Source organism: Deltaproteobacteria bacterium, from assembly GCA_019310525.1.
Classification (GTDB): domain Bacteria; phylum Desulfobacterota; class DSM-4660; order Desulfatiglandales; family HGW-15; genus JAFDEE01.
Genome location: JAFDEE010000141.1, coordinates 1 through 5,178, shown reverse-complemented (window position 1 = coordinate 5,178; position 5,178 = coordinate 1). Strand labels below are relative to the sequence as shown.

The window sequence follows — 5,178 nt, the reverse complement described above, 5'->3', positions numbered from 1 at the left end:
AAGTCATTTATTTAATGTCCCATTCTGGGAATGGGACATTAATCTCGAGTCCATGTGTCCCGTCTTAACTCCGTTTGGTTGTCTTCTTTTCCAACACCTCCAGTAGAACGGATTCAGTCCTTGTTACCATGCTTTTCCAATTAAATCCCCTTACCTCTTCCGCCGCCCGGTTCGAGAAATGCTGCCGCAGCGCGGCGTCCTCCAGCAAGCGGGTGACCCGCTCCACCAAGGTTTCCTGATCATCCAGGGGAACAAGATAACCGTTCTCACCGTTCCTTACCACCTCGGCGTTCCCCCCCACGTCCGTGGCCACAACAGCCGCTCCTGCGCTCATGGCCTCGAGGATTACGTGTGGAAACCCCTCATATCGGGAGTTGAGAACAAAGAGGGCCGTCCGGGAGAGATACCGAAACACCTCCTCCCTTGGCAACCTGCCGGTAAAATGGATCCGTTCGCCAAGACCTTTCCTCTCAGCCCGCTCCCTGAGCCGAGGCAGAAGAGGCCCGTCACCGATAACCACCAACCTGACCTCACGGGGGAGACGCTGGAGGATATCCATCAATCCTTCTACACCCTTCCACGGCACAAGCCTGGCTACGGTGACGATCTCTTTTTTTCTTTCAGAGTGGGGAAGAGGCACACCCTGAAAAGGATCCACGGCATTGTGGATCACTTGGATTCTATGGGTTGAAACTCCCCAGCCGGCCACGATTCCCTTCAAGTACCCGGAGGGCGTGATGACACAATCGGCGAACCGGGAAAGGCGGTTCCTGAACAGCTTCTGGATCTCAACTCCCGCTGGAGCGCTCCTTTCGTTCAAGGCCTCCAGGGAAAGGTTGTTCATGTGTTTCCGCTGGTACCTCTCCCAAACCGCATCCCCCACGATCTTCAAAACCAGGGGTTTCCGATGGACCCCGGCGGCCAGGGTGGAAACAAGCCAGGAATCCCAGGGCGAACCCGTGGCATAAATAATGTCCGAACTCCCCGCCAGGTTCAACGCGGCCCTTGACATCCTGAGACACCGGGAGGCCGGGTGGGTTCCCCTCAAAACCTTTCTGACCGGGAAGGGGGAGTCCAATCGCTCTCTTCTCTCTCCGAGGGTCAATACCCGGACCAAATGTCCTCTCCGAAGAAGTTCCAGAGCCATCCTCGATACGTAGGTGGCGGGGCCCCCGATATCGGGAGGGTATATGCCGGAGACGAAGAGCACCTTCACTTCAGCGCCTGCCTCCAGACATCCACAACCCTGTCGATATCCCGCTCATAAACGAACCTTTCCCGGACAACCTCGCGGGCCCGAACACCCATCTCCACCGCCTTCTCAGGATGATCAAGCAGGGACATCATCGCCTGGACCAGGCCCCTGAGATCTCCGTTGGGAACAACAATCCCCGTCGTGCCGTCCAGGATGGCGTCCGTGACCCCGCTCGTAAAGGTCGTGACCGTCGCCCTCCCGGCAAAAGCCGCCTCCTTGATGACCTTGGCCGTACCCTCGTAAAAGGAGGTCAGGATCAGCGCCAGCGAAACCCCTAAATACCGGGCAATCTCCCTGTTTGGAACCTTCCCCAGGAAAACAACCTGTTTCTCTATCGCCAGTTCTTCCCGCATCTTTTGAAGGCGTTCCCTCTCGGGACCGTCCCCAGCCACGAGAAGCCTGACTTCCGGATACCTGGTTTTAAGAACGGCAATGGCCTGGAAGAGCAGCGCGAGATTTTTTTCGGGGGACAGCCTGCCGATAAAAACGAATACCCTGTCTTTCCTGAGACCCAATCTTTCCCTGACCTCGTCGAGTTCACGAACTTCACAATCCTCGTGATCATCCGGCCTGACCGGTGGTGAGGCATAGAAAACCCTTGTCGGATCAAATCCCCTTTCAAGCAGATCGTTTCGGATCTTGGTGGAGACCGTTCGAACCACGCTGGCCCGCCTCGCAATGATATGGCCCAGGTGATAGAGAAAGTGATTCATCGCCCTCTCTTTTCGCCAGTATTCGTGCTCGAAAAAATCCCCGTGAAAATGGACCGCATAAGGAATTCGGAACCACCGGCTCAAGAGGCAGGCCACTGCGCCGAAGACAAATGGATCCTGGGCTACAAGCACCTGAATCCCATATTGTTTTATGAGTCTTGCCCCCAATGAAAGGGCGTCCAGGGGATAGGTATACTTGCTCGGGGAGTTGCTCGGGAATACACTCAGGGGAACATCCCGATCCATGACTGGCCTGTGCCCCGGGGGGGAATAGGTGACCATCCCCAGCCACTCAAGCCTGGAGGCATAATCCATGTGACGGCGGTAGGTGGGGTGGGAAGGACCCGAAAGGGCGCCAGGATCGGAGCCGAAAGAAAGAACCCTCACTTAACAAGGTCTCCTGTCTTGCTCCCTCCAGGAGTAACCCAGGATCTCGGAAAGAAGCGTTTCAGGCGAGACCCCTTCGAAGTTCACGTCATACCACAGGGCAAGACCCAGGAGATTAAGGTACATCAGCCCCGGATGCTTTATCATCCGGTGGAGTTTCGGGAGGTATTGGACCTTGAATATCTCATTTACAATTGATGAATTCCTCAGGTACCGGATCACCGCCCCGCGGAACGGTCCGCTGATGATCCGGTCCCACCGGATGATGCAGGCCCCGCGTTTTCCCCTGTATATGTCCTCGTGGACCAGGGGTTTGAACGCCTTTCTCAAGATATACTTGTTCCATCCTCCAAGGGCCCTTATGCGGTTGGATGCCTTAAGTATGAGTTCAAAATAGTCTTTGTTGTAATAGGTGATAATGGAATCCACCCCATTCAGACGGCATATCTGATGAGTTCCCGAAACCTGATGGTACAGATGTACGACCTTGATGTCGGCCTCCATGAGCCGTTCTATGATGAATTCATCATACGCTCCAATGGCGTCATCTATCCGTCTCAGGATTTCCTCTTCCCTTCCCCTGTTCAGGAATTCTTCCCTGAACAGGCGTTTTTCTTGATAGTACCTGGGCTTTTTAAAGGCCCTGAAATACTTCTCCGCCATCCTGTACCCGATGGGGCCGTCGAATCGCAAGAGCCGGTTGTAAATCGCGACGATTTCACGCCTCTGTGGAGCCTTCTTCAGCAGGTATAGAAGGGGATCAAGGACAGGGGGAGGGAAAAACGATCCGCCACGCTCATAAAATCGCCTGTCATAACCGGTATTTCCCAGGACAAGGTCTGCACCGTAACCCCACAACACGCATTCCCCCCCGTTCTCGGCGACCTTTTTCGAGATCTGGTAATTCATGTAGGTCGAGGCCGAACGGAAAGGTTGAGACAGCCTTCCCATTGCGGCGGGGAAATCCTCCAGGTCCCGCGCCCCTGGAAAAACGACCAGATGCCTGGCGCCGTTAAAGGCGGCAGATGTGCGGGCATTGGGGATGTCGGGAGAGGCCTCTCCATCCGGTGCCACGCTCACGGCTATGATGTCTCCCCCGAAATTCCTCCTGGCCGCGCCCAAAATTGCCGCGGAATCCATTCCGCCCGAAAGGCCCACACCGAGTTTTCCGAAAGAAGAAATCTCCTCCCCGACCTTCCGGACGAAGCATTCTCTGAGAGTCTCCGCAAAATGGGCCTCATCGTCGATCTTTCCGATTTTACCGGATGTCACACAGGACAATGGGCTCCAGTACCTGATTCTCGAAACCCCCCTTCTTCGTGTATCGATCTCCACATATTCACCGGAAACCATGCCGTACACGTTCCGATATGGAGTTTCGGGAGGCGTCACCGCCCCGATTGCGAAGCGGTCCCAGATCGCATCCAGGTAGATCGAAGGCTTTCCCCCGATTTTTTGGAAAAATGCGCGGGGATGGGTAAAGAAGGAGAAGGGCGGCCCGGGCCGCCAGTAGATCTCGCCCCGGCAAAAACGATCCGTTCCCAGCAGAGCCTTCTCCTCCTCATGATCAAAGAGAAAGAGAGCAAAATCCCCCTCGAGAGAATTGAACAGCGCCCTGCCGTCCTTTTCCCTTTCGTATCTCTCGAGCAGAGTCAGGATGGCTGAGGAGAGATCCCGGCACCCGTAAAGTCTCCCCTCAAATACCAGGGTCGTTCGATCCCTCTCCAGGAAAAGTGAAAAGTGTCTTCTCATGGGGGAAAGGATCCAAGAAGACCGAAAGCATTCCCCTGCAGACCAGGGGATCGTCCTCCTGAGAACACGCTCTGGACGTTTTCCCCAAAAAGCCGTAGAACATGTGTTCAATCAATCTCGGGTTTCTTTACCAGCCAATTCAGGTTTTTCCAGCCTGCATCACCGCTCTTAACAATGATCTTTCCCTTTTCCATTGTCTCTGCAATCTTCAGGGCGGCGTGTACGACCGCGCCTGTCTGAAATCCCAGGAAAAGCCCTTCCTTTTTGGCGAGATCAAAAACCCGTTGTCGGGCCTGCTCGAAATTCACCCGGATAATCCCCTCAAAAATGCTCAGGTCTCCCACAAAAGGGGGAATATAGTGTTCTTCTTCCAGGTTCCGCAATCCGGGCAGACGGGTTCCCGTTTCCGCAGTCACCGCATAGATCTTCAAATCGGGATTATGGTCCTTGAGACGCATCCCTATACCCATCAGGCTCGATCCGGAACCCAGAGAGGCGACCAGTATGTCCGGATCCGGTACATCCCGGATGATCTCCTCACCTGTCGTTTCATAATGGGCCCTTGGCGCGTTCGGATCGGTGAATTGATCCAGGAACACGTAATCGTCGTTCTCTTTCGCCATTTTCGCAGCAAATTCATTACACTTTATCGTATTTCCATTAACAAAAACAAGCTCGGCACCGAGCATCCGCAAAGCGACCTTTTTCTCTTCGCTCGTCGTGTTGGCAAGGACCATGGTGACCGGAATTCCGTACCTGCCCGCAACAAAGGCCATAGCAGAGGCCATGTTGCCTGATGATGCCGAAATTATCTTTTTACCGGGCCCCAGCAGGCCTTTATCAATAGCGGCCTTGATGATCCAATGGGCCGGACGGTCTTTATGTGACCCGGTGGGATTGTATCCTTCCAGCTTTATATAGAGTTTTACATTTTTATTGCCCACCATGTGCTGTGTCTCATAAAGTGGCGTATTTCCAATCAAATCCAGGGGATTATTAATGACCATGGGATTATTTCAAGCTCCTTTCATTCTTTTTTCTTTTATTGATTATCGATCCGGGTAACTTCCA

General features: G+C 54.0%; 4 protein-coding genes. All 4 read right to left on the bottom strand.

Annotated features, from left to right (window positions below):
- Positions 1-64: 64 nt before the first annotated feature.
- Entirely contained in the window at positions 65-1,216 is a 1,152-nt protein-coding gene (locus JRF57_16160; GenBank protein ID MBW2305231.1) for a glycosyltransferase family 4 protein, read from the bottom strand.
- Entirely contained in the window at positions 1,213-2,355 is a 1,143-nt protein-coding gene (locus tag JRF57_16155; GenBank protein MBW2305230.1) for a glycosyltransferase family 4 protein, read from the bottom strand. The genes JRF57_16160 and JRF57_16155 overlap by 4 nt, the downstream gene beginning before the upstream one ends.
- The gene (locus JRF57_16150; protein MBW2305229.1) at positions 2,356-4,107 is read right to left on the bottom strand and encodes a hypothetical protein; all 1,752 of its coding nucleotides are present in this window, start codon (positions 4,105-4,107) and stop codon (positions 2,356-2,358) included.
- A 107-nt stretch (positions 4,108-4,214) separates the two neighbouring features.
- A complete protein-coding gene (locus tag JRF57_16145) occupies positions 4,215-5,054 on the bottom strand; it encodes a cysteine synthase family protein (GenBank protein MBW2305228.1) in 840 nt (279 codons plus the stop codon).
- Positions 5,055-5,178 lie beyond the last annotated feature (124 nt).

Coding starts and splice junctions, on each gene's coding strand:
- JRF57_16150 (MBW2305229.1), bottom strand. CDS start 4,107: ATGAGAAGACACTTTTCACTTTTCCTGGAGAGGGATCGAACGACCCTG.
- JRF57_16145 (MBW2305228.1), bottom strand. CDS start 5,054: ATGGTGGGCAATAAAAATGTAAAACTCTATATAAAGCTGGAAGGATAC.